Here is a 25521-nt window from a genome sequence, read left to right on the forward strand (position 1 = left end):
AGTCGGACCTTCTCCCCTACCTGGAGAAGGTTTTCTGGTTTTAAAAGAAAATAGTTTGCCTGTTTAACCTGGGTTAGAAATAGATAGAACTTTTTTTCCTCTTCTTTACCGAAAGATGTATAAAACTTGTCCCGATGGGCATAGATTGATACAAAGTGCTCGGATAGGGAGGGGAAAGCATGAAAACGTCATTGAAGCTAGTTTTACATACAGCTAAAGTGATGATACTCTTCGTTAGCTTCACTGTTCTTTTTTACATAGGAATGGTATGGTTAAATCAGGAATATCATAGTTATCATCGGTACGATGAACCAAAAGGCACAGCTGTCAAAGTATCAAAAGCTGTTGATACAGGTGATGATGCATGGTTTGAACGCTTAATGTTGTTTTATTTAAACGGGGAGTAATGAATATGGAGAATCAAATTAAGGATTTCATTCATTTTTTGACCATTGAAAAGGGTCTTGCCAAAAACACACTCGTCTCGTATGAACGTGACTTGAAATCATATTGGGCCTATTTAATGAATGTAGAAATGATTACCGATTGGAATGACTCACGTCGGGCAAACATCTTACACTTTCTTGCTCATTTGAAAGACCAAGGGAAATCGTCGAAAACCATTGCCCGCCATATTGCTTCAATCCGATCTTTCCATCAATTTCTCCTTCGTGAAAAGGTGACTGACCAGGATCCAGCACTACATATAGAAACACCCAAACCTGAAAGAAGCCTTCCAAAGGTGTTAAGCATGGAAGAGGTGGAAGCCTTATTGGAAGCCCCAAAGGTAATGAACGAATATGGATTACGTGACAAAGCGATGCTTGAACTGATGTATGCGACAGGAATGCGTGTCAGTGAATTGATATCAATGGATGTGAGCGATGTACACGCGACGATGGGTTTTGTCCGTTGTATCGGAAAAGGGGATAAAGAAAGAATCATCCCTATCGGACAAACAGCACTGGGGGCCATCGGGAATTACTTAGATAGTGCCCGTGGTAAATTTGCCAGTCCAAAGCATCGGACGGATTCACTTTTTTTGAATCACCATGGAAACAGGTTGACGAGACAGGGATTTTGGAAGATCTTGAAAAAACTCGTGAAAGAGGCGAGAATCGAGAAGGAAATTACACCGCATACACTAAGGCATTCTTTTGCCACCCATCTTTTGATGAATGGAGCAGATTTACGGGCCGTTCAGGAGATGTTGGGGCATGCGGATATTTCGACGACTCAAATCTACACACATATTACGAATGTTCGGATAAAAGATGTATATTCTAAATTTCATCCAAGAGCTTAGGAAATTAGTAGATTGAAAGTGTAGGAGGAAAGGCCTCCTGCACAAGTAATGGTGAAACAGCCATCAGGAATAGGTGGCCCAATTTATTGGACCATGATAAGCTGGAACTATAAAAATCTTTTTTGAAATTATGAGTCTGTTTTCCTATATAAAGATTAAGGTACATAACAATTGTCTAAAACGATTGGTATCGTTTACAATAAAGAGGTCAGACTTCTGACGTTTCGGTTATTGTAGGTTAAATGGACAATCTACGGGGAATATAAAAGGGTATAATACTATTTACTGGAGGGAATTAGCATGGAAAAAAATTCAGCATTTAAACGCATTTTTGTAGTTGTAATGGACTCAGTTGGGATTGGCGAAGCACCGGATGCAGATTTATTCGGTGATAAAGGAGCCGATACACTTGGCCATATAGCTGAAAGAATGAATGGATTGAACATGCCGACTCTTTCTAAAATGGGTTTAGGCAACATCCGGGACATTAAAGGTATCGCAAAAACAGAGCAACCGATTGCTTACTATACAAAAATGAAAGAAGCGTCAACAGGAAAAGATACGATGACCGGCCATTGGGAAATAATGGGTCTTAATATCACTACACCATTTCAAGTATTTCCGAACGGTTTCCCTGAGTTATTAATCAATGAACTTCAAGCGAAGACGGGACGTTCAATCATAGGGAATATACCTGCAAGCGGAACGGAAATCATTGAAAGACTTGGCGAAGATCACATGAAAACGGGAGCTTTAATTGTGTATACATCCGCTGATTCTGTTTTACAGATTGCCGCTCATGAGGACGTAGTCCCATTAGACGAGTTATATAAAATTTGTGAAATTGCACGAGAGTTGACGATGGCTGATGAATATAAGGTTGGACGCGTTATTGCAAGACCTTTCATTGGAGAGCCAGGAAGTTTCAAAAGAACACCTAACCGTCATGATTATGCATTGAAGCCATTTAACAGAACGGTAATGGATGAAATGAAAGATGCTGGGTTGGATGTTTTGGCAATTGGAAAAATCTCGGATATCTTTGATGGTGAAGGAGTCACCGAATCATTACGTACAGTCTCCAATATGGACGGAATGGATAAATTAATCCAAACCATCGATCAAGACTTTAAGGGATTAAGCTTCTTGAATCTAGTGGACTTTGATGCCTTATATGGTCACCGTCGTGATCCGGAAGGCTACGGAAAGGCTTTGGAAGAGTTCGATGCTAGAATGCCTGAAGTGATAGAGAAGCTGACAGAAGATGACTTGTTGATCATCACGGCCGACCACGGGAATGATCCGATTCATGAAGGTACAGACCACACTCGTGAGTATGTTCCATTATTAGTTTACTCAAAACGTTTCACAAAAGGCACGGAGTTACCAGTAAGAGATACTTTTGCTGATATTGGTGCAACAGTTGCCGCTAACTTTGATATAAAGATGCCTACATATGGGAAAAATATTTTAGGCGACGTGAAATAAGGGAGGGTAAATATGTTTAATAGCATTGAAACAGCTGCTGAATTTATAAAGAATAAAGTGGATGGGACTCCAGATATAGGCTTGATTCTTGGATCTGGTCTTGGGGTATTGGCAGATGAAATTGAAAACCCGATAATTATCCCTTATCATGAAATCCCGGAATTTCCCGTCTCGACTGTAGAAGGACATGCAGGTCAGCTTGTCATCGGAAACCTGAGTGGCAAACAGGTTGTAGCCATGCAAGGTCGTTTCCATTTTTATGAAGGATACTCAATGGAGAAAGTCACTTTCCCGGTACGTGTGATGAAACTGCTTGGTGTTGAAACATTAATCGTAACCAATGCTGCTGGAAGTGTGAATGAAAGCTATGCACCGGGAGATCTGATGATCATTACGGACCATATCAATTTAATGGGAACTAACCCATTGATTGGTGCGAATGAAGACCGCTTTGGTCCTCGTTTCCCTGATATGTCAGAAGCTTATAATAAAGAATTGCGGGCAAAAGCTAAGACGATCGCTTCTACGCTGGGCTTGGATGTAAAGGAAGGCGTCTATATTGGGAATTCTGGGCCGACCTATGAAACTCCGGCAGAAGTAAGGATGGCAAGAGTTCTTGGTGGGGATGCAGTGGGCATGTCCACTGTTCCGGAAGTTATCATTGCTAGACATTGTGGGATGAAAGTACTGGGGATATCTTGCCTTACAAACATGGCTTCTGGTATTTTGGACCAGCCCCTGTCACACGTGGAAGTTATTGAAACGACAGAAAAAGTAAAAAGCAGTTTTCTGGAGTTTGTTAAGTCGATTGTTAAAGATTTATAAATCGGATTTAAAATAATACAAGCACAGTCGAAACTAAGGCTGTCTTTAAAGAATGGGGAATGACTTATGAGAATGGTTGACTTAATCGCAAAAAAACGTGATGGAAAGACACTTTCCACTGAAGAGATTCAGTTTATTGTGGAAGGCTTTACAAATGGAACGATTCCTGATTATCAAATGAGCGCATGGGCAATGGCAATCTATTTTCAGGAGCTGAACGAGCAGGAGCGTGCTGATTTAACGATGGCCATGGTAGAATCCGGTGATCAAATAGATTTATCGATGATAGAGGGAATTAAGGTCGATAAGCACTCTACAGGTGGCGTTGGTGATACGACCACACTTGTTCTTGGACCATTAGTGGCAGCTGTAGGCGTTCCAGTGGCAAAAATGTCAGGGCGAGGCCTTGGCCATACAGGTGGAACCATCGATAAATTGGAATCCGTTAAAGGGTTTCATGTGGAAATTGAAAATGATGAGTTCATTGAACTTGTCAATAAAAACAAGATAGCCGTTATTGGTCAAAGTGGTAATTTAACTCCTGCAGATAAAAAGCTTTATGCATTACGTGATGTAACGGCTACCGTCAATAGCATCGGGTTGATTGCTGGTTCCATCATGAGTAAGAAAATAGCTGCTGGTGCAGATGCGATTGTTCTTGATGTGAAAACGGGTGCAGGTGCATTCATGAAGACACTTGAAGATTCCGAGAAACTGGCACATGCAATGGTGAGCATAGGAAATAATGTCGGCCGTAATACGATGGCAGTCATTTCAGACATGAGCCAGCCTCTTGGTTACGCAATCGGGAACGCTCTTGAAGTTAAAGAAGCGATTGATACGCTTAAAGGTGAAGGTCCGGAAGATTTAACGGAACTATCTTTAACGTTAGGAAGTCATATGGTGTACCTTGCTAAAAAAGCGGGCTCCCTTGAAGAAGCCAGAACCCTGCTTGAAAATGCAATCAAGGATGGTTCAGCGCTTCGTTCATTCAAAATCTTCTTGGAGGCACAGGGAGGAGACGGCTCAGTTGTAGAACAGCCAGAAAAACTTCCACAGGCTGCATACACTTTTGAGCTTGAAGCTAAAGAAGACGGATATGTATCGGAAATCGTTGCTGATGAAATCGGTACGGCTGCCATGTTATTAGGTGCTGGACGTGCTACTAAAGAATCGGAAATTGATTTGGCTGTAGGTCTTATGCTTCGTAAGAAAATCGGTGAAACCGTGGCTAAAGGTGAATCACTTGTAACCATATACAGTAACTTTGAAGATGTTTCAAAAGTAAAAGAGAAATTATACGAAAACATTACAATTTCCAAGGAAAAAGTTGAAAAACCAACGTTGATCTATAAAGAAATCATGGAATAATGATTCGCCAAGCAGGTCACTCTTTTTAAAAGAGTGACCTTTTTTTACGTTCAGCATAATTTTATTCAGGCAACAATGTCCTCTGTTTTTGTATATTCCTCATTAAAACTGTCCTCTCCCTTTTTAAATAATAATTCCACCAACTTATTTGTATAAAAATGGCTTATATGGAAAAAATGGAATATATAAAGATTGGAGGCTATGGAGATGAAGCGGATTCTTTCTCTATTTTTAATCGTGTTACTAGCAACTGGCTTTAGCATCCCGCATACTCAAGCATCAGAAAAAAAAGGTGTCAACTTAGCGGAAAATGCAAAATCGGCTATTTTAATTGAACGGGATACAGGTACAGTTTTGTATGATAAAAATGCAGATGAACGTCTTTCGCCTGCTAGTATGACGAAGATCATGACGATGCTCTTAATCATGGAAGCCATCGATAAAGGTGAACTCAACATGAAGGATAAAATCAGGACGAGTGAGTACGCTGCATCGATGGGAGGTTCTCAAATCTTTCTTGAATTAGGAGAAGAAATGACTACCGAACAAATGCTTAAAGGGATCTCGATCGGTTCTGCAAATGATGCATCGGTCGCTATGGCAGAGCATCTTGCTGGATCCGAAGAAGAATTCGTCAAACGGATGAATAAGAAAGCAAAAGACCTGGGATTAAAGAACACGAAATTTCAAAATGCAACAGGCTTACCAGTTAAGGACCATTACAGCTCGGCACATGATATGTCCATCATGGCAAAGGAATTGTTGAAATACGACATGATTACAAGATTCACGGGTACATACGAGGACTACCTCCGTGAAAATACAGATAAAAAATTCTGGCTTGTGAACACGAATCGACTAGTGAAATTTTACCCGGGAGTCGATGGATTAAAAACAGGGTTTACGAATGAAGCCAAGTATTGTCTGACAGCTACGGCGAAAAAAGGGAATATGCGTGTTATTGCTGTGGTGTTCGGTGCGGCTTCTCCGAAGGAAAGAAATGCCCAGGTAACGAAAATGCTTGATTATGCCTTTTCACAATTTATTACCTATCCGATTTACAAACGAGGAGAGGTCTTGGGCGAATCGAAAGTAAGCAAGGGCAGCAAAAAGATGGCAGTAGGGGTAACAAGTGAACCAATATCTGTTTTGACGGCCAAGAGCGGTGCGGCAAAAGACTTTACGAAAAAGGTTATTCTCGATAAAAACCTAAAGGCTCCCATTCAAAAAGGAGATCAAATAGGAACGCTCCAATTGATTAAAGACGGAAAAGTATATGTCGAATCACCGATTGTTTCAAAGGAAACTGTTGAAAAAGCCAGTTGGTGGCAACTGTATAAACGGGCATTCGGCATGTTTACACAAACGAAATGATTAACTTGTCGGAAAGGCGTGTAAATATACTAGTTTAGGCGAATGGCCACTAGTTTTGCCAGGAAGAAGGAATCTGAAGATTAAACAGAGAATTTGACTCATTATAAGACAGTGAAGGAGGCTGTATATAGTGAGTCTTACGATTGATATGGAGGCGAAGAGTAGAATATTATGCATTCGTCTCAAAGGTGATTTAGATCATCATACAGCAGAAAAGTTAAGAAAACAGGCAGAGGCGGCCATTCAAAAGCATGATATCCAACATATCATCCTTAACTTGGATGAACTGCATTTCATGGACAGTTCTGGATTGGGCGTAATTATCGGTCGGTATAAACAGGTACATCAGAAAAATGGTGAGATGGTTGTCTGTGCAATTTCTCCAGCAGTAAAGCGGTTATTTGAGATGTCAGGTTTGTTTAAAATTGTTAAACTAGAACTATCCGAACAAAACGCTTTGCAAAGACTGGGGGTTGCCTAACATGAAAAATAAAATGGAAACGAAATTTTCAGCACTTAGCCAAAATGAATCATTCGCAAGGGTGACGGTTGCGGCATTCATTGCTCAATTAGATCCCACGATGGATGAATTGACAGAGATTAAGACGGTCGTTTCTGAAGCGGTCACGAATTCAATCATTCATGGATATGAAAACGATCCGGAAGGGTGGGTCTACATTTCTGTAGTCATCGAAGGAGATACGGTCGAAGTGACAATTCGTGATGAAGGATTGGGCATTGAGGATGTTGAAGAGGCTAAGCAGCCACTATTCACGACGAAACCCGAACTTGAACGATCCGGCATGGGATTTACGATCATGGAGAACTTCATGGATGAGATCCATATCATTTCGCATAAGGGAGAAGGAACGATCATTCGATTAAAAAAGCACTTAACTACAAGCAGAGCTTTGTGCAATTAAGGGAGACTTGCATATGGATGTGGAGGTTAAATACGAGAAGAGCAAGAAAGGCCAGACCCATTTAAAAGATGAGGAATTGCGTAGGTTGATTAAACTCAGTCAGAGTGGGGACCAGGATGCAAGGAACTTAATTGTCAACAGCAATCTAAGGCTTGTATGGTCCGTTGTCCAAAGGTTCCTCAATCGTGGCTATGAACCGGATGATTTGTATCAGATTGGCTGCATCGGGTTATTAAAATCAGTTGATAAATTTGACTTAACGTTTGAAGTGAAATTCTCGACGTATGCTGTCCCCATGATCATTGGTGAAATTCAACGGTTTATCCGTGATGATGGTACTGTGAAAGTAAGCCGTTCTTTAAAGGAAATGGCGAATAAAATCCGTCGGGCCAGAGAAGAACTTTCAAAAACGCACGGTCGTGTTCCGACTGTCAATGAATTGGCAGAACATCTTGAATTATCACCTGAAGAAATTATCATGGCCCAAGAAGCTAGCCGTAGCCCTTCTTCCATTCATGAAACGGTTTATGAAAATGATGGAGACCCAATTACTCTTCTCGACCAGATTGCCGACCATAATGATTCATCGTGGTTCGACCAAATCGCTTTAAAAGAAGCCATCCAAGAATTGAATGAACGGGAAAGGTTAATTGTTTTTTTGAGATATTATAAAGACCAGACTCAGTCGGAGGTCGCCGTTAGGCTAGGAATATCACAAGTTCAAGTATCACGGTTGGAGAAAAAAATCCTTCAGCAAATGAAAGACCACATGAATCGTTGATTCATGTGGTCTTTCATTTGCTGGGAGAAAAAGTGGGATTTTGGAAATAGTAAGGAAGTGAAGGGGAAGTGTGCCACACAACATTTGGTAGGAATGTTGAAAAGGAAATATATATTTGTGAAAAAAGAAGAAAAAACGAATTTTTTAGTTGAATTTGAAGTTAAAAACGAATATTATAGTAAAGGTCGCTGGTTTCATTCGGATTTAAAACTATTTTCATAAGGTTTTTATCTCGTTGAAATTTGAAAGATGAAGTATTAATGCAAGGTCACCTTTGTGCAAGCGATTGAATGGTGTTTCCTTAATATATGGAGGTCAGAAAAATATGTTTTTAGAAAAGTTTTTTTCCTTAAAAGCAAATGGGACGAATGTTCGCACTGAAATTATGGCAGGTGTTACGACATTCTTCACCATGGTTTATATTATTATTGTCAATCCTGCTTTATTATCTTCAATAGGAATACCATTTGAACAGGTCTTTATGGCGACCGTCATTTCTGCAGTCCTAGGTACCTTAATTATGGGATTATTAGCGAAGTATCCGATTGCCGTTGCACCAGGTATGGGGCTGAATGCTTATTTTGCCAGTGTGGTAGGTGCACACGGTCTTTCTTATCAAACAGTTTTTGGTACAGTTTTCATAGCAGGTCTATTATTTATTCTGGTAAGTGTTACGAGCTTGCGCAAAATGATTATTGATGCCATCCCAAATTCGTTGAAATTTGGAATCACATCTGGTATTGGTCTATTCATCGCATTTATGGGTTTGAAAAATGCGGGGATTGTCGTACCGAATGAAGGAACCATGGTTTCACTCGGGGATTTACACCAACCAGGCACCGTTTTGGCCCTTATAGGTTTATTATTCACTCTAATCTTGATGTCTCGGAATGTTAAAGGAGCTATCTTCATTGGCATGATTGTTACAGCAATCATTGGTTACTTTATGGGGATGCTGAAATTTGATGGAATTCTATCAACACCACCTTCACCGGTCTTTTTCGATATTGATATTGCTGGAGTATTTAGCAATTCTTTATATACAGTCGTATTTGCCTTTTTACTTGTAACGATATTTGACACGACAGGTACATTAATTGGAGTGACGGAACAAGCGGGATTAACGAAGGATGGAAAGATCCCTCGTGCTAAAAAGGCCTTCTTGGGAGACGCTATTGCCACGACGGTTGGCTCGTTGTTTGGAACAAGCCCATCAACCGCTTATGTTGAATCGAGTACTGGAGTAGCAGCTGGGGGACGTACGGGCTTAACTGCCACGGTCGTTGCCATCTTATTCGCTCTTTCCATTTTCTTTTCTCCATTAATAGCGGCCATTTCCTCCGTTTCTGCCATCACGGCACCTGTATTGATAATTGTAGGTTGCTTGATGATGGAAGGTCTTGCGAAAGTGGATTGGAAAACATTTGATGAAGCTTTTCCGGCATTTGCAATCATATTAACGATGCCGCTTACTTCAAGCATATCGACAGGGATTGCAATGGGGTTCATTACCTATCCTTTGATGAAATTCTTCAGTGGAAAAGGTAAATCCGTTCACCCGCTCATTTATATTTTTGGCGTGGTTTTCTTGATTCAAATGATCTTCTTCCCAACTCATTAATTTATAAATATTTTACAAAAAGACATGCTGATATCCGGCATGTCTTTTTTTTATTTCATTTCTTTGAATTAGTAATATTTGGACATCATTTTCTTTCTGCATTTTCACTCTGTTTCCAATCCATACTACTATTATAAGGAAATAAAAGGTCGGGATGTGAAAAGTGATGGCAGTCATTTACACCAGAATGAGGAACCGGGTGCATGTAAATGTAAACCAAAAGGTAAGAATAAAAGATATTGCAAAAATTATTGGTCCTGAAGAATTGGTTTCTAGTATTGAAAGGGCCCTTTTATTAACGGTGAATAGTGAAGATAAGAATATCATTATCATCGATTTGGCCCAACTCATCATGGCCATACAGGCAATCGATCCACATATCGAAGTGGAGACATTTGGGCCCTCCCAGACAATCATCGAAGTCATTTATCCCAAAAAGAAAATGTCTTTCGTTACTTTCGCCGTTATCTGGTTGCTTATGTTCATTGGAGGGGGTATTACCATCATGAATTTCCATGTGGATGTAAGTATGGGAGAAGTTCATCAAAAACTCTTTACGCTAATAACAGGAAGGGTTGATGAAAAGCCTTTGTTGATCCAAATACCCTATAGTTTCGGTATTGGGATTGGAATGATTTTGTTTTTTAATCACTTCTTTAAAAAACGCTTTAATGAAGAACCTAGCCCACTCGAGGTTGAAATGTTCAATTACCAGCAGGATTTAGATCGGTACGTCATTATGAATGAGAATAATGAGAGCGTGCGTCATCTCGATGACAGGTAATATCATTTTCGGGATTTTTGTTGGGCTAGCCGGCGGTGTCGCTACAGGTGCTGGTTTTGTAGCTTTTCTGACTGTACTTGGTGTCATACCAAGGCTGACACAGCTGACAAAAACGTTAAAAATGGTTCGGTATTATGAAGTGGCCATAATTTCAGGAGTGGTCGGAGGAACATGGTTTGGCCTACAGGGGACGACCTTTGCTCTTCCTTCTTTCTTATTAATTCCAATCGGACTTGCGGACGGTATTTTTAATGGAATGCTTGCAGCTGCACTGACTGAGGTGTTGAATGTTTTCCCGATCTTGTCCAAACGAGTAGGCATACAAGATAAAATCATTTATCTGTTAATGGCACTAGTGTTAGGTAAAATAGTTGGATCCTTATTTCAATGGATTTATTTTGTCGATTTATAAGAACGACCATACGCATACCTGATGAAAGGAAGGCTCCTGATGGTGACCAAACGAAAAGTGATATTGATAACAGATGGAGATGTATATGCAAATCGTGCTGTTGAGCTAGTTGCAAGAGAAATCGGAGGGCGCTGCATTTCAATGTCACAAGGGAATCCGTCCCGTTATACAGGTTTGGAGCTGGTAGACCTTATAAAGAAAGCGAAGAATGACCCCGTGTTGGTCATGTTCGATGATAGTGGCTTCATGGGTGAGGGATTCGGTGAAACGGCGATGAAGGTGGTTGCAAGCCATCCTGACATCCATGTCCTGGGCATCATAGCCGTTGCTTCGAAAAGTAGAAGGGAAGAGTGGACTAAGGTGGATGTCTGTATCGATAGGGATGGGCAGTTGACGGAAAATGGGGTGGACAAATTCGGAGCCCAGGAATTTGAGATAGGGAAGATAACCGGGGATACGGTGTATTGCATTGATGAGTTAAAAGCTCCGATCGTTGTAGGCATTGGAGACATTGGAAAAATGTCACACCAGGACGACTTTAAAAAAGGAGCACCAATCACAAAACTTGCTGTGCAAATTATATTGGAAAGGAGCGGTCTTGATGGCATCAGAGGATAAACAAAATATGAAGCCCATTCCGACTAACGTGGTGGAAGTCGATACTTTCATGGAAAAGAGGGTCGGTCTGGGTGTCAGTTTTGATTTAGGCGTAAGGAAAATAAAAGTTTTAAGAAAAGAAGTTCACCTTTATTATGTGAATGGACTTACGGATACGGAATTCATCATTGAACTTCTTAACTCGATGGTCCATTCTCAAAATACTGAAATAAAAACGACAAAAGTATTTGATTTCATGAAAAATTTACTCGTTCACCAATCTGTGGAAGAAATACGTACGATGGATGAGTTGGTTGACCAAGTCCTTTCCGGTTTAATCGTCATTGTGATGGATGGATACGATATAGGGTTGGTTGTCGATGTCAGGAGTTACCCTGGACGACAGCCTGAAGAACCCGATACAGAAAAAGTTGTCCGTGGTTCTAGGGATGGATTTGTAGAAAATATCATTGTAAATACAGCCATCACTAGACGGAGAATCAGGGATGAGAGATTACGTTTCGAAATCATGAAGGTCGGCGAACGCTCTAAAACGGATATTGCGATAGGGTATATTAAAGATATAGCGGACCCGGGTTTAATTGAAACCGTTCGTACGAAATTGGAAGATATAAAAATAGATGGGCTAACGATGGCGGATAAAACGGTAGAAGAATTTATCGTTAAGCAAGGATATAATCCATATCCTCTTGTCCGATATACAGAGCGTGCTGATGTAGCCGCAACACACTTACTGGAAGGCCATGTACTAGTCTATGTGGATACCTCACCTAGTGTCATCATCACCCCTGCTCCCCTCTTCCATCATATGCAGCATGCAGAAGAGTACAGACAATCCCCCGCTGTTGGAACAATGGTACGGTGGACCAGATTTCTCGGGATAGCCGCTTCGTTATTTTTGCTTCCATTGTGGTTGTTGTTTTGTTTAGAGCCTGACTTCCTTCCGGATAAACTGGAATTTATCGGGCCAAATGAAAAAACGCATATTCCGATTGTTGTCCAAATTTTCATTTCGGATATCGGGATCGAATTTTTACGGATGGCCGCCATCCATACCCCGACCCCACTTTCAACTGCAATGGGATTAATTGCTGCGGTCTTGATCGGACAGATTGCTATTGATGTAGGGTTATTTGTGCCGGAAGTCGTTCTTTATGCATCGGTTGCGACCATTGGGACATTTGTCACCCCAAGTTTGGAATTAGGGGTTGCCAATAAACTGTCTCGATTAGCTTTGATCGTTTTGGTTGCCTTGTTCAAGCTGCCTGGGTTAATCATAGGAATAACGCTATATATCATTTTATTAACGAGCATAAAAGCATTGAATACACCCTATTTATGGCCGTTAATCCCGTTTCAACCAAGAGCCTTGTCACATATTATATTAAGAAGACCTTTTCCAGGTTCCAGAGAACGGCCGAGTATCGTCCATCCACAGGACAAATACAGGCAGCCTAGGAAATCTTAAGGTTGATGTTGTCGAAAAGTTGTGTTAATTTAATTTTATTCGAATAAAGCAGTAAAGTGGCTTCACAAAGAGTTTGGGCTCTTTGGAGTTAAACCAATCTGATTTCGAACTACGCAATTATATTTAATGGGAACGTGTAGAAACAGGTAAATAAGAATAGTAAACGAGGAATTTGGATGAGGAGATTTAAAGGGATATCATCCTTTTCGAGGAACCTCTTACGATCCCTCACTTCATTTAACCGTAAGTTTGGATCAGGAAGGTGAGACTATTATGCATTTGTTTGGGACTAGTCATGTAAATGACCGTGGACATCTACAAATTGGCGGAGTGGATACTGTTAAGTTAACAGAAAAATATGGTACGCCGTTATATGTCTATGATGTAGAGTTAATACGCGAACGGGCAAGAGGATTTAAGCGGACATTTGAAGAATTGGGAATACCGGCTCAGGTGGCGTACGCAAGTAAAGCATTTTCATCCATTGCCATGATTCAATTGGCCGAACAGGAGGGCTTGTCACTCGACGTGGTCTCAGCGGGGGAATTATATACAGCCATCAAGGCTAATTTCCCAACCGAACGTATCCATTTCCATGGGAATAATAAAAGTGTCGAAGAGTTACATATGGCACTAGATTACCAAATAGGGTGTATTGTGGTGGACAACTTTTCTGAATTGACACTACTTGAAGAAATCTGTTCAAACCGAGAAGAAAAGGTCAGAATTCTTTTACGTGTGACACCTGGCATTGAAGCGCATACACATGATTATATTTTAACAGGGCAGGAAGATTCGAAATTTGGTTTCGATCTAATTAATGGTCAGGCGGAAGGCGCCCTTAAACAGGCGTTAAAAAGCAAGTGGCTTGAAGTGCTCGGGTTGCACTGCCATATAGGTTCCCAAATCTTTCAAACCACTGGCTTTCTTTTGGCCGCCCAAAAAATCATTGGCAAGCTAAGAGAGTGGCATAAAGCAATTGGTTTTCAGCCAAAGGTGCTAAATTTAGGCGGAGGCTTCGGAATCCGTTATACAGAAGAAGACGATCCGCTTCCAGCATCTCAATATGTAGAAGAAATCGTGAGGGAAGTGCAAATACAGATTGCCCAGTCTGATTTAGAAATGCCGGAGATTTGGATTGAACCTGGTCGCTCCTTGGTCGGAGATGCAGGTATCACCTTATATAAAGTGGGTTCAGAAAAGGAAGTACCGGACGTCCGCAAATACCTAGCTGTCGATGGGGGCATGAGCGATAATATTCGTCCAGCCTTATACGAAGCGAAGTATGATGCGGTACTAGCCAATCGCCCACTTGATCCAGTGGAGGAGACGGTTGCTATTGCCGGGAAATGTTGTGAAAGCGGCGATATGCTGATTTGGGATTTACCCTTGCCAAAAGCTGGACGAGGAGATATTTTAGCTGTTTTCTGTACAGGGGCTTATGGGTATTCCATGTCTAACAATTATAACCGGATTCCGAGACCGGCGGTGGTTTTCGTTGAAAACGGGGAAGGGCGTTTAGTCATCAGGCGTGAAACCTTCGATGATCTTATCCGTCATGATTTAGCTTTTCACGAAGCGGTTGGTTTGAATAAAGAATAATCAAAAAGAGGATGTAACTCCTTTTTTAAAATAGTAAAAGGCAGAAACGTGATGAACGTTTCTGCCTTTTACTATTTATTTACCGGTGGTACTTCTAGGTACCGCCATTTTATTGTGAATCAGCTAAAAAAAGATTTGATAGCATCTATTAGACTATTGAAGACATCCTTTAATTTATCTAGAAATGATTGTCCTTCTTCAGATTCAAGGAAGTTGGACAATTTATCTTTAGCTTCTGTCAATTGGTCACCAACGGCGTTCCAATCAATATTCAATTCTTTTAATTTATTGAATAGATCGATCAAGCTTTGAATTTGCCCTTCATTTAAGACTAGGCCAAGATCATTTGCAGCGGATTCTACGATCTTACGAACATCCTCTGTAGTGGCAGGAGGGTTGTCTGCCATTTTCTCTTTGATTTTCGTTACGAGTGCAGAAGCCTCTTCCGTACCGATTTCATCTCCCAATTCAGCAGTGGTGACCATTTCTTCATTGGCAGCCTGTTTTACATCTTCGGAGATTGCTTTATCAGAAGATAATTCATAGGCTTTAATGACACCTGTTAAGGCAGCTGTACCGGAAACTGGAATAGGTGCTGTGACATAAACGGTAGCATCTTTAACCCCAGCAGTCGCAAGGGCATTGATATACATTTCATCAGTTACCCAATTAATGTTCTTGGATTCCAATTTTAGGCCTGTGCCTTTTTCCTCAAGCGTAATGGCAGAAGAGGATATAGCTTTTGTACCTATTAATCTGCTAGCTATATAATCTCCCAAATATTCATGTTCTTCCGCATTGGTGACTGTCAGGACCTCCACATCGTCAGGTGCTTTCATTTCTGAAAGGAGCATGCTTTTTTGTTCTTTAGACAAATTTTCTCCTAGTGTAACGATCATATCGCCAACTGCGGCATCCGCAAAGGCCTTATAAGGCAATAACAGACATAATAAAATGGTCACAATGACCCATTTTTTTGGACTTTTCATGATTTTCCTCCTTAACTTTTCCTCTGTTCTTAATAGATTATAACCTACTGATAGGGTTACATTAGATTGGACGAATCGAAGCGAAAAAAAGATACAGTTTTTATTAATTTTTTTCACCAAAAATTAGTCCCTATTAAAGTAGCTGAACGATCTTCCATCATTCGTAATGAAGATACAGGCCATGAAACCATTATATCCTTTATCAATGTAGTAAAAACAGAGCGAGATTGCAAGGGGATTTGTCAAAATGTGCTAAGTTATAGTAGAATGAATTCGATATTTAAATAGTTATTCATAAAAATAAAGGGAGTATGGGATGAGAAGGAGTAATAAAACACTTTTACTTATGATGCTTGTTGTGGCTTTGATATGGGGAATTATCTACTGGACATTTATCGCGTAGCACTAGGGAATCTATAATTCAAGTGCTGAAAGTGATGTTGAAACGAATAAAGTTTTTATGTATGATGTAAATGTCATAAGTGAGAGTAATCATCAAAGTGTATAAACTAGATAAACAGGTAAATAATAAAAAACGTTATTTAGTAACGAGGGATATTATGTTGATTAAGTATAAGAAAAGTTATGAAAAGTTTGCCATGGGGTTATTATCTTTCATGCCAAATGAAAAAGAGATAAAAGTGCTTCGGAATACCATGAAGAATTATGAAACAGATGAAAATTTGCAGTTGTTCTTATGGAAAGATGAAGAAATCGTCGGCTTGATTGGAATAGAGACAAGTTCCAATTTCATCGAGATTCAACATATATCTGTAAATCCTTCTTTCCGTAAGCAAGGGATAGGCAAAGAAATGGTTAGGTCAGTGAAGGAACAATACCCTGACAAAGAATTAAAGGCAAACGAGCATACGGAAAGTTTTATTGAAAAGTGTTGAAAAACTTATCTAATCAAAAATAGAGGATGCTCTCATGAGCGGTCCTCTATTTTTGATTTCCTTAAGGAAAGTTGTTTGGCCCTTTTCAAGATAACGTCAGAACGATCGCGTGTTAAATGTTTATCGACCAACCCTACATTCGTACAATCACTGTCCATGCACCACGTGTATCCTTTCTGTTTGCATAAGGTTTGGCAATGTGCAAGTAGTTCCGGGTCATTAATGGGAAGATTAATGCTTCTATAGGGTTTTTTAAGCAACATTCGTTCATGTGTCTGTTGAAGCAAATCGAGCAGGGCTTCGGGATCAAGACCCAATTGTCGCAGCTCGGCTTTTTTTAAATGAAGGTTGGATATGGCCTTTGCAAGAGTTCTTGTAGCCCCTGCATTATTGCCCCTGCGATCATGGTATAGGGCAACGGCGATTTGAATCAGGCCGACCCAATGTGAATCACGTTCTTTAGGAGCTGTTTCTTTCCAATACTCTTCAAGTATTTCGTGACACTCAAAGTAATCTCGAGTTCCGTGAAAATGGATGAGGAAAGAGAGATAGTCTTCAGGTAAATGCAATAATAACCCCTCCTTGTGCCTTATTTTCCCTTAGGTTAAGAAAGCTTTTTTAGACGATTACCGCTTTTTAAGTATAAATACCATAGTACCATAAAAAAATGTCCAGAAAAATAAGGAAAGCTGATTGCTATGCAATCAGCTTGTGTCGTCAGTTTTCAATTATAACCAAGAAGCACCGACGATAACTAATAAAATGAATAATACTACGATAAACGCAAATCCGCCACCAAAACCTCCTGCATTGCCACCCATATAAGTACCTCCTTTATTCTGCTTATCTTACATTCTTAGACTATGTTCATTTTATAAATATGATTGGGCAACGACCCAATTTAAAAAATCCGCATGAAAAAACTTTAAATCAAGCAGAGCTTTATTTGTAATGGATAAAGGGCCGGTAATCCTCTATACTTGATTAATGAAGAAATAGGCCAATTAAAGGCCAATTAGATTTAAATGGGGTATTTTGATGGGTTATAATATTAAAATTGATGCATTCGAAGGACCGATGGATTTACTCCTTCATTTGATAAACCGTCTAGAAATAGATATTTATGATATCCCTATGGCTGATATCACAGAGCAATATTTAGGCTATATCCATACGATGCAGCATCTTGAATTAGATATTGCGAGCGAATATTTAGTCATGGCCGCTACTTTACTCGCCATCAAAAGTAAAATGTTGCTGCCTAAGCATGAAGATGAGCTATTGATGGATGAAGATGGGGAATTATTCGAAGAAGATCCTCGTGACGAACTTGTAGAGAAACTATTGGAATATAAAAAGTATAAATCTGCAGCAGAAGAATTCAAAGAACTGGAAGAAGAACGGAACTTGATATTCACTAAACCGCCAAGTGATCTGTCTGAATATGTAAAAGAAACGGAAAGTGAATTGCAGGAGTTAAATGTTAGCCTTTACGATATGTTGGGTGCCTTGCAAAAGTTGCTTCGCCGGCAAAAGATTCAAAAGCCCCTTTATACAAAAGTGACGAAACAAGAGATTTCCATTGAAAAACGCATGGAAGAAATCATGGCAGACCTCCAAACGTTTAAAGGCAAGAAGAGCTTTTTTGATTTGTTTCCAGAGCCAGTCAAGGAGCATATAGTGATTACATTTTTAGCGGTATTGGAACTGATGAAATTAAATGAAATTAAAGTTGAACAAGAAGATAATTTTTCGGAAATCATGATTGTAGCTAAGGAAGGTGTAGAACCAGTTGGAAGTTATTAATTGGAAAGGGATACTCGAGGCCCTTTTGTTTGCATCCGGAGATGAAGGTCTTTCCATCAAGCAAATTGCCTCAGTCCTTGAAATCACAGAATATCAAGCAACGGACATCATTGAAAGTTTAAAGGAAGACTATCTCACGGATACACGGGGGATTCAAATTATTGAAATAGCCGGTGTGTTCCAGCTGGCAACTAAGAAAGAACACTCCGATTATTTAAAGAAACTTGTGGAAACATCCAGTTCACAAGGGTTGACACAGGCAGCTTTGGAAACGTTGGCCATAATCGCCTATAAACAGCCGATTACGAGAGCGGAAATAGATGAGATACGCGGAGTGAAAACAGACCGTCCGATTCATACGCTTGTTACGAAAGTTTTAATTAAAGAGGTCGGTAGAGCTGAAGGGTCTGGTCGCGCTTATTTATACGGCACAACGAAAGAGTTTTTAGATTACTTCGGACTAAAATCCATAAACGAGTTGCCGCCACTTGCCGATAATACGGAAGAAAGCTTCGAAAACGGAGAAGCTGATCTGTTTTTCGAGAACTTCCAAAAAACAATCGAATAACAAATCCTCATGATTTTGTGATAATATAGAAAAAAATGGATGTTTGGAGGGGTTGCAGGTGCGCATTGTAGCGTGCAATGGGTATGCGCTTGAAAAAGAAAAATCAAATTCTCCCGAGGACTTCTTTAACCGTTCCACTGTCAAATACATACAGGCCGGTGAAGAAAAGGTATTGAATGTATTGTATCTTCGTTACTTCGATGAGATGATCGCCCGTTGGACTCCATATTCTCAAAATCCCGTTTTCAAAAGCCTGACTAGAGATATCTATATGGCTGATATTATCGCTTTGATTTGTCTCATCAAAGAACCAAGTTTATCCAGCCGAAAGCGAATATATATAAATTCAGAAAAAGAGTTAGCAAGTTACTTTCTAAATATAAACTTTCCAAAACTAGAGGAAGTGTTTAGATCTATTGAACAAGCTAAACCATATGATATTAAAACATATTTAGACTTTTATCAATCATAATCATTATGAGGAGGGTTCACGGTTGGGGAATACATTGGTAAAATCACAGCTTGAGGATGTAAAAAGCTTTTTAGAAACGACAGTGGCTCAGCTAGAGGAGTTTCTGAATGAAACGACTTATTCTAAGTTGCAACAGGAAAAAAATGGTGAAGAAAGCTATTATAAAGGAATTCTCTCTAGTTTAAGAAGAATGCTTGTAAGTTGTGAAGAGGGTTTGGAAGCATGTCAAATCGTTCTTAAAAATGAGGTTTTTAATAAAGCTGCTGCGGAAAAGACGCTTTATAGAGTGTATCATCAATGTATCGAAGAGTACTTTTCACCAAAATCGGACCGATGGTTTGAAGACAGTCGTTCAGCTTATACAGGGAAAAACTCCATCAAGTTCCATCAAACGGTACCGGATAGTATCATCACCATTCTTAAGACCGTAGAGAGTGGATTCCAGAACATGCGTGAAGAATTGGAGTTTTACGAAACCGATTATCGAACTAAGATGTTGCAATCTCGATAAGGAAACAGCAGGGCCTAATAGCCTTGCTGTTTTTTTGTTAATGGTCTTTTCTTTTATTTGGAGCATAAAATGGGTTGATGTCTTATTTGAGATTTTTGGAGGGTGTGCTTATTGGATATAAGACAGTATGTGACGGATGTCAGTGAATGGATCGAACAAATGATGGGGTACATGGAGAGTATTGATATTAAGGACCGACGAATGATAGCAAATATGGAACAGCTTTCACGATGGACAAAGACATTGGAAACCGGAGATATAGATAATGAAGAACTACAAAAGATTGAAGAAGAAATAAACAGGATTTATAGAGAAATCAAAGAAAGGGCAAATGGGTTCCAATCTCAGAACGAAACAGAGGGATCTGTAGGTATCGGGAAACATACGCTTCCCCCCTTGCCATATTCATACGATGCACTTGAACCAATCATTTCGGCAGAAATTATGCGCTTGCATCATGATAAGCATCACCAAACATATGTGGATGGTTTGAATAAAGCGGAGTTAATGATGAAAAAGGCAAGAGAATCCAATGATTTTTCACTTTTGAAACATTGGGAAAGAGAGGCGGCATTCCATGGTTCCGGACATTATCTGCATACATTATTTTGGGAAGGCATGATGCCCGGAGGTGGAGGTCAGCCGAAGGGAGATCTCCTTAAACAGATTGAGAGAGACTTTGGAAGTTTCGAGGCTTTTAAAAGTCACTTCAGCGAAGCGGCCAAACAGGTGGAAGGCGTTGGCTGGGCCATTTTAGTCTGGGTTCCCCGATCACGTAGGTTAGAGATCCTTCAATCTGAGCGACATATGATTTTGACACAATGGGATACCATCCCTGTCCTTGTTCTGGATGTCTGGGAACATGCTTATTATCTTCAATATAAGAACAATAGGGCAGCCTATGTAAAAAAATGGTGGAATGTCATAAATTGGCCGCAAACCACATTACGGTTCAATAAAGCAAAAAGACTGATTTGGAAACAACAATGAATAGTAAATGAGTTCTCGCGAAAAGATAGGAAGGGATGGATGGGGCCATAGTGGTTCCATCTTTTTCGTTTAGATTATTTTCGGGGGTATGAAAAGTATGGAAAAATGACAGGAAGAGGAAATCAGGGACCGAAAGGGAGTGAATACTTCAGGTGAATATTCTCAATTGTAAATTATTGTTATTAGAATTAGGGCGTGATATTTCTTCTAAAATAATTTTATATTTTTCATATTAGTTCTTGATATAGTAATGTGGGTATGTTAAATAGACCATTCATAGGGATTATAACTTGTTTTTATGTATATTAGTATAAAGTTGTGTCGAAAATGTGAACATGACAATTATTAAGTTATATTTATTGACTAGTTACTAAATAATAATTATTATAAACAGGAAGCAAAAAATATTTTTTCTGGAGGAATAATAATATGTCATTAATTAATAAACAAGTTGAAGATTTTAAAGTTCAAGCATACCAATCAGGAGAGTTCAAAGAAGTGACACTAGAAGATGTAAAAGGAAAATGGGCTGTATTCTTCTTCTATCCAGCTGACTTTTCATTCGTATGTCCAACAGAATTAGCTGATCTTCAAGATAACTATGAAACATTCAAAGAAATCGGTTGTGAAGTTTACTCGGTTTCAACTGATTCTCATTTCAGCCATAAAGGATGGGCAGATGCTACTGATACAATCGGTAAAATCGAATACCCAATGCTAGCAGATCCAGCACTAGCTCTATCTCGTCAATTTGGAGTATTAGTCGAAGAAGATGGCGTAGCTTTACGTGGTACTTTCATCGTAAATCCAGAAGGCCAAATCAAATCATATGAAGTGAATGACATGGGAATCGGCCGTAATGCTGAAGAACTTATTAGAAAAGTTCAAGCTGCACAATTCGTAGCAGAACATGGAGATAAAGTTTGCCCTGCTAAATGGACTCCAGGTGAAGATACATTAGAGCCAAGCTTTGACCTAGTAGGAAAACTTTAATTTTAGGATATTTCCCTATACATATATCAACTAGTTGATATATAAAACAGCTATGATTGACAAAAGGCACTTACTTCAATAAGTGCCTTTTGTCCTTTAAAAATAAAATTTTTTAAACAGCAAGGAGATCAACTATGGAAAAAATATATGATTTATTGATTATCGGGGGAGGGCCAGCAGGTCTTTCTGCGGGAGTTTATGCAGGTCGAGCAAAATTAAAAACGATCATCCTTGAAAAAGGAACTGGCGGTGGGCAAGCAGCCACCACTTCAGAAATAGCTAACTATCCTGGTATTCGCAACATCTCAGGTCCAAAGCTAGTGGAGGAAATGAAACTTCAAAACGAAGATTTTGGTGTGGAGTTCGCTAAATCAGATGTAACCGGCGTAGATTTCTCTGGGGAAGTAAAAATCGTAAAAACGCTTAGTGGGGACTATCATGCACGCGCTGTAATCATTGCAACGGGCGCCACCCCAAGAAAACTTGGGTTTCCAGGAGAAGAAGAATTCACTGGCCGAGGCGTAGCGTATTGTTCAACCTGTGATGGAGAGTTCTTTGAAGGCTTGGAAGTTTTCGTCATTGGAGCAGGATATGCAGCGGCTGAAGAAGCCATTTTCCTTACTCGCTTTGCAACAAAAGTAACCATTATCGCCCGCGAATCAGCCTTCTCATGTGCCCCTTCCATTGTCGATAAAGTAATGGCCAATGAGAAAATCGAGGTCAAATTCAATACAGAGATTCTTGGTGCTTATGGCGACGGCATGATTCAACGTGCCCGCTTCATCAATAACGTAACAAAAGAAGAGTGGGAATATGAAGCGAAGGAAGAAGACAGTACATTTGGCATTTTCGTGTTCATTGGTTATCAACCTCAAACGGCCATTTTCCAAGGCCATATTGAAATGGACCGTGCTGGCTATATCCTAACTGACGATGATATGAACACAAATATAAAGGGTGTTTACGCAGCAGGTGACTTGAGACCGAAGTCCTTGCGTCAGATCATTACAGCAGTATCTGATGGAGCGATAGCCGCTACGGATGCGGGTAAATATGTTGCAGAAGAAAAAGACCGCTTAGGCATTAAAGATGAGCCGGTAGTGGAAGAAAAGAAAGAGGAAAAGAAAAAAGCTGCTGCACCAGCAGGTAAGAGCTCCTTACTGAGCGATACGTTAAGAGGCCAACTAAAAGGAATCTTCGATAAGATGGAGAATGACGTGACCTTAGTATCAATCGTGGATGAAAGCCTACCCAAATCGGTAGAATTACGTGACTTCTTATTAGATGTTGCAGAATTAGGGGACAAGCTTCATCTTGAGCTATATAATAAAGGTGAAAACAAAGGTATGGAAGAAAAAGTGAATGCCGATAAATTCCCTGTAGTCTCCCTGTTAAATTCGAATGGGGAATACAGTGGGGTCAAATATCACGGTGTACCAGGCGGACATGAACTAAACTCCTTCATTTTAGCTATCTACAATCTTGCTGGTCCGGGTCAAGCGATGGATGCTGCTGTTCGGGATTCAATCAAATCAATTAGCAAGAAGACAAATATTAAAGTCATGGTATCTTTAGCGTGCCACTTCTGTCCTGACGTTGTAGTTGGAGCACAAAGAATCGCCATTGAAAATCCTAATGTTGAAGCTGAGATGGTCGACATCAGTAATTTCCAAGACATTAAGAAAAAGTATAAAGTTATGAGTGTTCCGGCTATGATCATCAATGATGAGGAAGTAGTGTTCGGAGCGAAGAAGATCGATGAAATTGCTGCTTTATTAGTTTAATAGATGAAAAACCGATGGATGGACATAACATGTCTGTTCATCGGTTTTTTTTCGTTTTTTTGTACCTTAACCTAATTGAATTATGCTTGTAACCTTCCTATTATCTTTAAAGACCTTCGATTATTTAATCATAACCCTTGTCCATTTGCATAAACTTGTACAAAAACAAGTAAAGAAACGGGAGGGCACTCATGCGTTTTCTATATAAAGAAATACCCAAATTGTGTATGGTCATTCTCATGTTTTCTTTTCTAGCACCATTACAGAGCGTTCAAGCCAACGTAGCCGTCAGTGCCCATAGTGCCATTTTAATGGACGAAGAAAGTGGAAGGGTCATTTATGAAGTGAATGCTCACGAAAAGAACCGAATTGCAAGTATCACGAAAATCATGACTGCTATCTTAGCTATCGAATCGGGAGAAATGGATGAGACCGTAACAATCAGTAGTAATGCTTTTGGTACTGAAGGGTCTTCCCTTTATTTGAAAGAAGGTGAAAAGATCAAGCTTGAAGATTTGGTTTATGGCTTGATGTTACGTTCGGGGAATGACGCGGCTGTTGCGATCAGCGAAAAGGTGGGAGGGAGCCTTGATGGTTTCATTTGGATGATGAATCAAAAAGCGGAAGAAATCGGTATGAAAAACTCCCACTTTACGAACCCTCATGGATTGGATAATACCAAGAATCATTATTCAACGGCATATGATATGGCTTTACTCACCCGTTATGCTATGCAAAACAAGACATATGCCAAGATAGCTGGCACTAAAGTACATCGGGCCCCTAACTCGACCGAGAATTGGGATTATGTATGGAAAAATAAGAATCGGCTACTCACGCAATTATATGAGTATTGTACCGGCGGGAAAACGGGCTATACTAAACTTGCAAAGCGGACATTGGTCACTACAGCGACTAAAAATAATCATAATCTTATCGCTGTCACGTTGAATGGGCCGGATGATTGGAATGACCACATCAATATGTATGAATCTGCTTTCAAGAATTACAGTTTGACTGAAATTCTTCCTGAAGGCGCCATAAAGGACATAAAGAATAAAACGTATAGAGGGCATGTTTATTTCAAAAATGATTTTTCCTATCCTCTTACTAAGGACGAAAGGAATTCAATAAAGGTTAAAATGAAATTCCTGAAGCCGAAGAAGAGTTGGGAAGATAAACGAAATATTCCGGAAGTAGTGGGCAAGGCTTATATCTATCTGGATGGAAAACAGGTCGGTTCGCGTTCCATCTTTTATGGTGAAACTGTAGAAAGTTTCAACCAGCAATCTTTTCAATCCTCGTGGGCTGCTCTATTCGAAGCAGTATTGGGAATAGATAGAAATGGTTAATTATATCTGGGTTGGAATGACAGTAATCGGTATAGTATTCGCCATGATTAATGGGACCATGAATCAGGTGAATGAAGCACTTTTTGTTAGTGCCAAGGAAGCTGTCACCCTTTCGATAGGCTTGATGAGCATTCTGGTTTTTTGGCTGGGGTTAATGAAAATCGCGGAAGAATCGGGGCTGCTCGAAAAACTATCCGTTTTGTTCAAGCCTTTAATGAAATGGTTATTCCCTGAAGTCCCTCCCAATCATCCTGCAATGGGCTATATTTTATCCAATATGATGGCGAATACGTTTGGATTGGGAAATGCAGCGACACCATTAGGGATTAAAGCCATGGAGCAGTTAAAGAAATTAAATGGTAATAAAGCGACCGTAAGCCGTTCGATGGTTACCTTTTTAGCGGTGAATACTTCAAGTGTGACATTGATCCCAACGACCGTCATTGCTATAAGGATGAATTACGATGCCGTCTCCCCGACTGACATAGTGTTTCCAACTATCGTGGCTACAGCCATTTCGGCGGTAGGGGGAATAGCGATAGATCGATACTTTTATTACAGGAGAAAGCGGAATGGGAGGGAATAGG

The 25521-nt window shown here is 39.9% G+C and carries 28 protein-coding genes; 25 read left to right on the plus strand and 3 right to left on the minus strand.

The genetic code is table 11. The features are described 5' to 3' along the window. Nucleotides 1–179 precede the first annotated feature (179 nt). The 15 genes from ACIQXR_RS01515 (at nucleotide 180) to lysA (ending at nucleotide 14573) form a co-directional block, all read left to right on the plus strand. Nucleotides 180–407 carry a YqzK family protein gene (locus tag ACIQXR_RS01515; RefSeq protein ID WP_402869295.1) on the plus strand — a complete coding sequence of 76 codons (228 nt, stop codon included), beginning with the start codon at nucleotides 180–182 and terminating at the stop codon, nucleotides 405–407. Between the two features lie 5 nt (nucleotides 408–412). Beyond that, nucleotides 413–1306, plus strand: a complete 894-nt coding sequence (gene xerD / locus ACIQXR_RS01520; protein ID WP_402869293.1) for a site-specific tyrosine recombinase XerD — start codon at nucleotides 413–415, stop codon at nucleotides 1304–1306. Between the two features lie 300 nt (nucleotides 1307–1606). Beyond that, nucleotides 1607–2794 (plus strand): phosphopentomutase, encoded by a 1188-nt coding sequence (gene deoB / locus ACIQXR_RS01525; RefSeq protein ID WP_402956630.1) that lies wholly within the window; start codon nucleotides 1607–1609, stop codon nucleotides 2792–2794. A gap of 12 nt (nucleotides 2795–2806) precedes the next feature. Beyond that, complete coding sequence (locus ACIQXR_RS01530) at nucleotides 2807–3619, plus strand: purine-nucleoside phosphorylase (protein ID WP_403079362.1); 813 nt, start codon at nucleotides 2807–2809, stop codon at nucleotides 3617–3619. A 66-nt stretch (nucleotides 3620–3685) separates the two neighbouring features. Further along, nucleotides 3686–4990, plus strand: coding sequence for a pyrimidine-nucleoside phosphorylase (locus ACIQXR_RS01535; RefSeq protein WP_402869288.1), 1305 nt, complete (start codon nucleotides 3686–3688; stop codon nucleotides 4988–4990). A gap of 207 nt (nucleotides 4991–5197) precedes the next feature. Continuing rightward, entirely contained in the window at nucleotides 5198–6364 is a 1167-nt protein-coding gene (locus ACIQXR_RS01540; RefSeq protein ID WP_402956634.1) for a D-alanyl-D-alanine carboxypeptidase family protein, read from the plus strand. Nucleotides 6365–6494: 130 nt separating this feature from the next. Continuing rightward, nucleotides 6495–6845 (plus strand): anti-sigma F factor antagonist, encoded by a 351-nt coding sequence (gene spoIIAA / locus ACIQXR_RS01545; protein ID WP_402869284.1) that lies wholly within the window; start codon nucleotides 6495–6497, stop codon nucleotides 6843–6845. Nucleotide 6846: 1 nt separating this feature from the next. After that, entirely contained in the window at nucleotides 6847–7287 is a 441-nt protein-coding gene (gene spoIIAB, locus ACIQXR_RS01550) for an anti-sigma F factor (protein ID WP_402869282.1), read from the plus strand. 13 nt (nucleotides 7288–7300) lie between these two features. Then, nucleotides 7301–8068 (plus strand): RNA polymerase sporulation sigma factor SigF, encoded by a 768-nt coding sequence (gene sigF / locus ACIQXR_RS01555; protein WP_402869281.1) that lies wholly within the window; start codon nucleotides 7301–7303, stop codon nucleotides 8066–8068. 325 nt (nucleotides 8069–8393) lie between these two features. Then, nucleotides 8394–9689 (plus strand): NCS2 family permease, encoded by a 1296-nt coding sequence (locus ACIQXR_RS01560; RefSeq protein WP_402869279.1) that lies wholly within the window; start codon nucleotides 8394–8396, stop codon nucleotides 9687–9689. A gap of 166 nt (nucleotides 9690–9855) precedes the next feature. Beyond that, nucleotides 9856–10473 (plus strand): stage V sporulation protein AA, encoded by a 618-nt coding sequence (locus ACIQXR_RS01565; RefSeq protein ID WP_402956636.1) that lies wholly within the window; start codon nucleotides 9856–9858, stop codon nucleotides 10471–10473. Next, a complete protein-coding gene (locus ACIQXR_RS01570) occupies nucleotides 10463–10885 on the plus strand; it encodes a stage V sporulation protein AB (protein ID WP_402869275.1) in 423 nt (140 codons plus the stop codon). The genes ACIQXR_RS01565 and ACIQXR_RS01570 overlap by 11 nt, the downstream gene beginning before the upstream one ends. Nucleotides 10886–10924: 39 nt before the next feature. Then, the gene (gene spoVAEA / locus ACIQXR_RS01575; RefSeq protein ID WP_402869273.1) at nucleotides 10925–11503 is read left to right on the plus strand and encodes a stage V sporulation protein SpoVABEA; all 579 of its coding nucleotides are present in this window, start codon (nucleotides 10925–10927) and stop codon (nucleotides 11501–11503) included. Beyond that, nucleotides 11487–12971, plus strand: a complete 1485-nt coding sequence (locus ACIQXR_RS01580; RefSeq protein WP_402869271.1) for a spore germination protein — start codon at nucleotides 11487–11489, stop codon at nucleotides 12969–12971. The genes spoVAEA and ACIQXR_RS01580 overlap by 17 nt, the downstream gene beginning before the upstream one ends. Nucleotides 12972–13244: 273 nt before the next feature. Next, a complete protein-coding gene (lysA, locus tag ACIQXR_RS01585) occupies nucleotides 13245–14573 on the plus strand; it encodes a diaminopimelate decarboxylase (RefSeq protein WP_403079365.1) in 1329 nt (442 codons plus the stop codon). Between the two features lie 119 nt (nucleotides 14574–14692). Here the strand turns inward: lysA and ACIQXR_RS01590 are convergent, their stop codons facing one another. Beyond that, a complete protein-coding gene (locus tag ACIQXR_RS01590) occupies nucleotides 14693–15562 on the minus strand; it encodes a DUF1002 domain-containing protein (protein ID WP_402869268.1) in 870 nt (289 codons plus the stop codon). A 560-nt stretch (nucleotides 15563–16122) separates the two neighbouring features. On the opposite strand from ACIQXR_RS01590, the gene ACIQXR_RS01595 reads away from it, so the two are divergent. Beyond that, nucleotides 16123–16458 (plus strand): GNAT family N-acetyltransferase, encoded by a 336-nt coding sequence (locus ACIQXR_RS01595; protein WP_402869266.1) that lies wholly within the window; start codon nucleotides 16123–16125, stop codon nucleotides 16456–16458. Nucleotides 16459–16490: 32 nt separating this feature from the next. On the opposite strand, the gene ACIQXR_RS01600 is transcribed toward ACIQXR_RS01595, so the two are convergent. Both ACIQXR_RS01600 and ACIQXR_RS01605 read right to left on the minus strand, forming a co-directional pair. Continuing rightward, complete coding sequence (locus tag ACIQXR_RS01600; RefSeq protein ID WP_402956640.1) at nucleotides 16491–17027, minus strand: DUF309 domain-containing protein; 537 nt, start codon at nucleotides 17025–17027, stop codon at nucleotides 16491–16493. Nucleotides 17028–17186: 159 nt separating this feature from the next. Next, nucleotides 17187–17279, minus strand: coding sequence for a YjcZ family sporulation protein (locus ACIQXR_RS01605; protein WP_402869262.1), 93 nt, complete (start codon nucleotides 17277–17279; stop codon nucleotides 17187–17189). 217 nt (nucleotides 17280–17496) lie between these two features. Between ACIQXR_RS01605 and ACIQXR_RS01610 the strand changes: the two genes are divergently transcribed. The 9 genes from ACIQXR_RS01610 to ACIQXR_RS01650 all read left to right on the plus strand — a co-directional run bounded on the left by ACIQXR_RS01610 (nucleotide 17497) and on the right by ACIQXR_RS01650 (nucleotide 25520). After that, complete coding sequence (locus tag ACIQXR_RS01610; protein WP_402869261.1) at nucleotides 17497–18264, plus strand: segregation/condensation protein A; 768 nt, start codon at nucleotides 17497–17499, stop codon at nucleotides 18262–18264. After that, complete coding sequence (gene scpB, locus ACIQXR_RS01615; protein WP_402869259.1) at nucleotides 18251–18832, plus strand: SMC-Scp complex subunit ScpB; 582 nt, start codon at nucleotides 18251–18253, stop codon at nucleotides 18830–18832. Before ACIQXR_RS01610 ends, scpB begins: the two co-directional genes overlap by 14 nt. Nucleotides 18833–18890: 58 nt before the next feature. Then, nucleotides 18891–19304, plus strand: a complete 414-nt coding sequence (locus ACIQXR_RS01620; RefSeq protein ID WP_402869258.1) for a hypothetical protein — start codon at nucleotides 18891–18893, stop codon at nucleotides 19302–19304. Between the two features lie 22 nt (nucleotides 19305–19326). Then, nucleotides 19327–19815, plus strand: coding sequence for a YpuI family protein (locus tag ACIQXR_RS01625; RefSeq protein ID WP_402869256.1), 489 nt, complete (start codon nucleotides 19327–19329; stop codon nucleotides 19813–19815). Between the two features lie 111 nt (nucleotides 19816–19926). Next, on the plus strand, nucleotides 19927–20805 hold the full coding sequence (locus ACIQXR_RS01630; protein WP_402956644.1) for a superoxide dismutase: 879 nt from the start codon (nucleotides 19927–19929) through the stop codon (nucleotides 20803–20805). 429 nt (nucleotides 20806–21234) lie between these two features. Continuing rightward, entirely contained in the window at nucleotides 21235–21798 is a 564-nt protein-coding gene (gene ahpC / locus ACIQXR_RS01635; RefSeq protein WP_402869253.1) for an alkyl hydroperoxide reductase subunit C, read from the plus strand. A 134-nt stretch (nucleotides 21799–21932) separates the two neighbouring features. After that, nucleotides 21933–23582: an FAD-dependent oxidoreductase gene (locus ACIQXR_RS01640; protein ID WP_402956646.1), complete on the plus strand. Its 1650-nt coding sequence runs from the start codon at nucleotides 21933–21935 to the stop codon at nucleotides 23580–23582. 191 nt (nucleotides 23583–23773) lie between these two features. Beyond that, nucleotides 23774–24934 (plus strand): D-alanyl-D-alanine carboxypeptidase family protein, encoded by a 1161-nt coding sequence (locus ACIQXR_RS01645; RefSeq protein ID WP_402869250.1) that lies wholly within the window; start codon nucleotides 23774–23776, stop codon nucleotides 24932–24934. Next, nucleotides 24927–25520, plus strand: coding sequence for a nucleoside recognition domain-containing protein (locus ACIQXR_RS01650; protein WP_402869248.1), 594 nt, complete (start codon nucleotides 24927–24929; stop codon nucleotides 25518–25520). The genes ACIQXR_RS01645 and ACIQXR_RS01650 overlap by 8 nt, the downstream gene beginning before the upstream one ends. The last annotated feature ends 1 nt before the right edge of the window (nucleotide 25521 follow it).

The organism is Peribacillus sp. NPDC097224, from assembly GCF_044761985.1.
Lineage (GTDB): Bacteria > Bacillota > Bacilli > Bacillales > DSM-1321 > Peribacillus.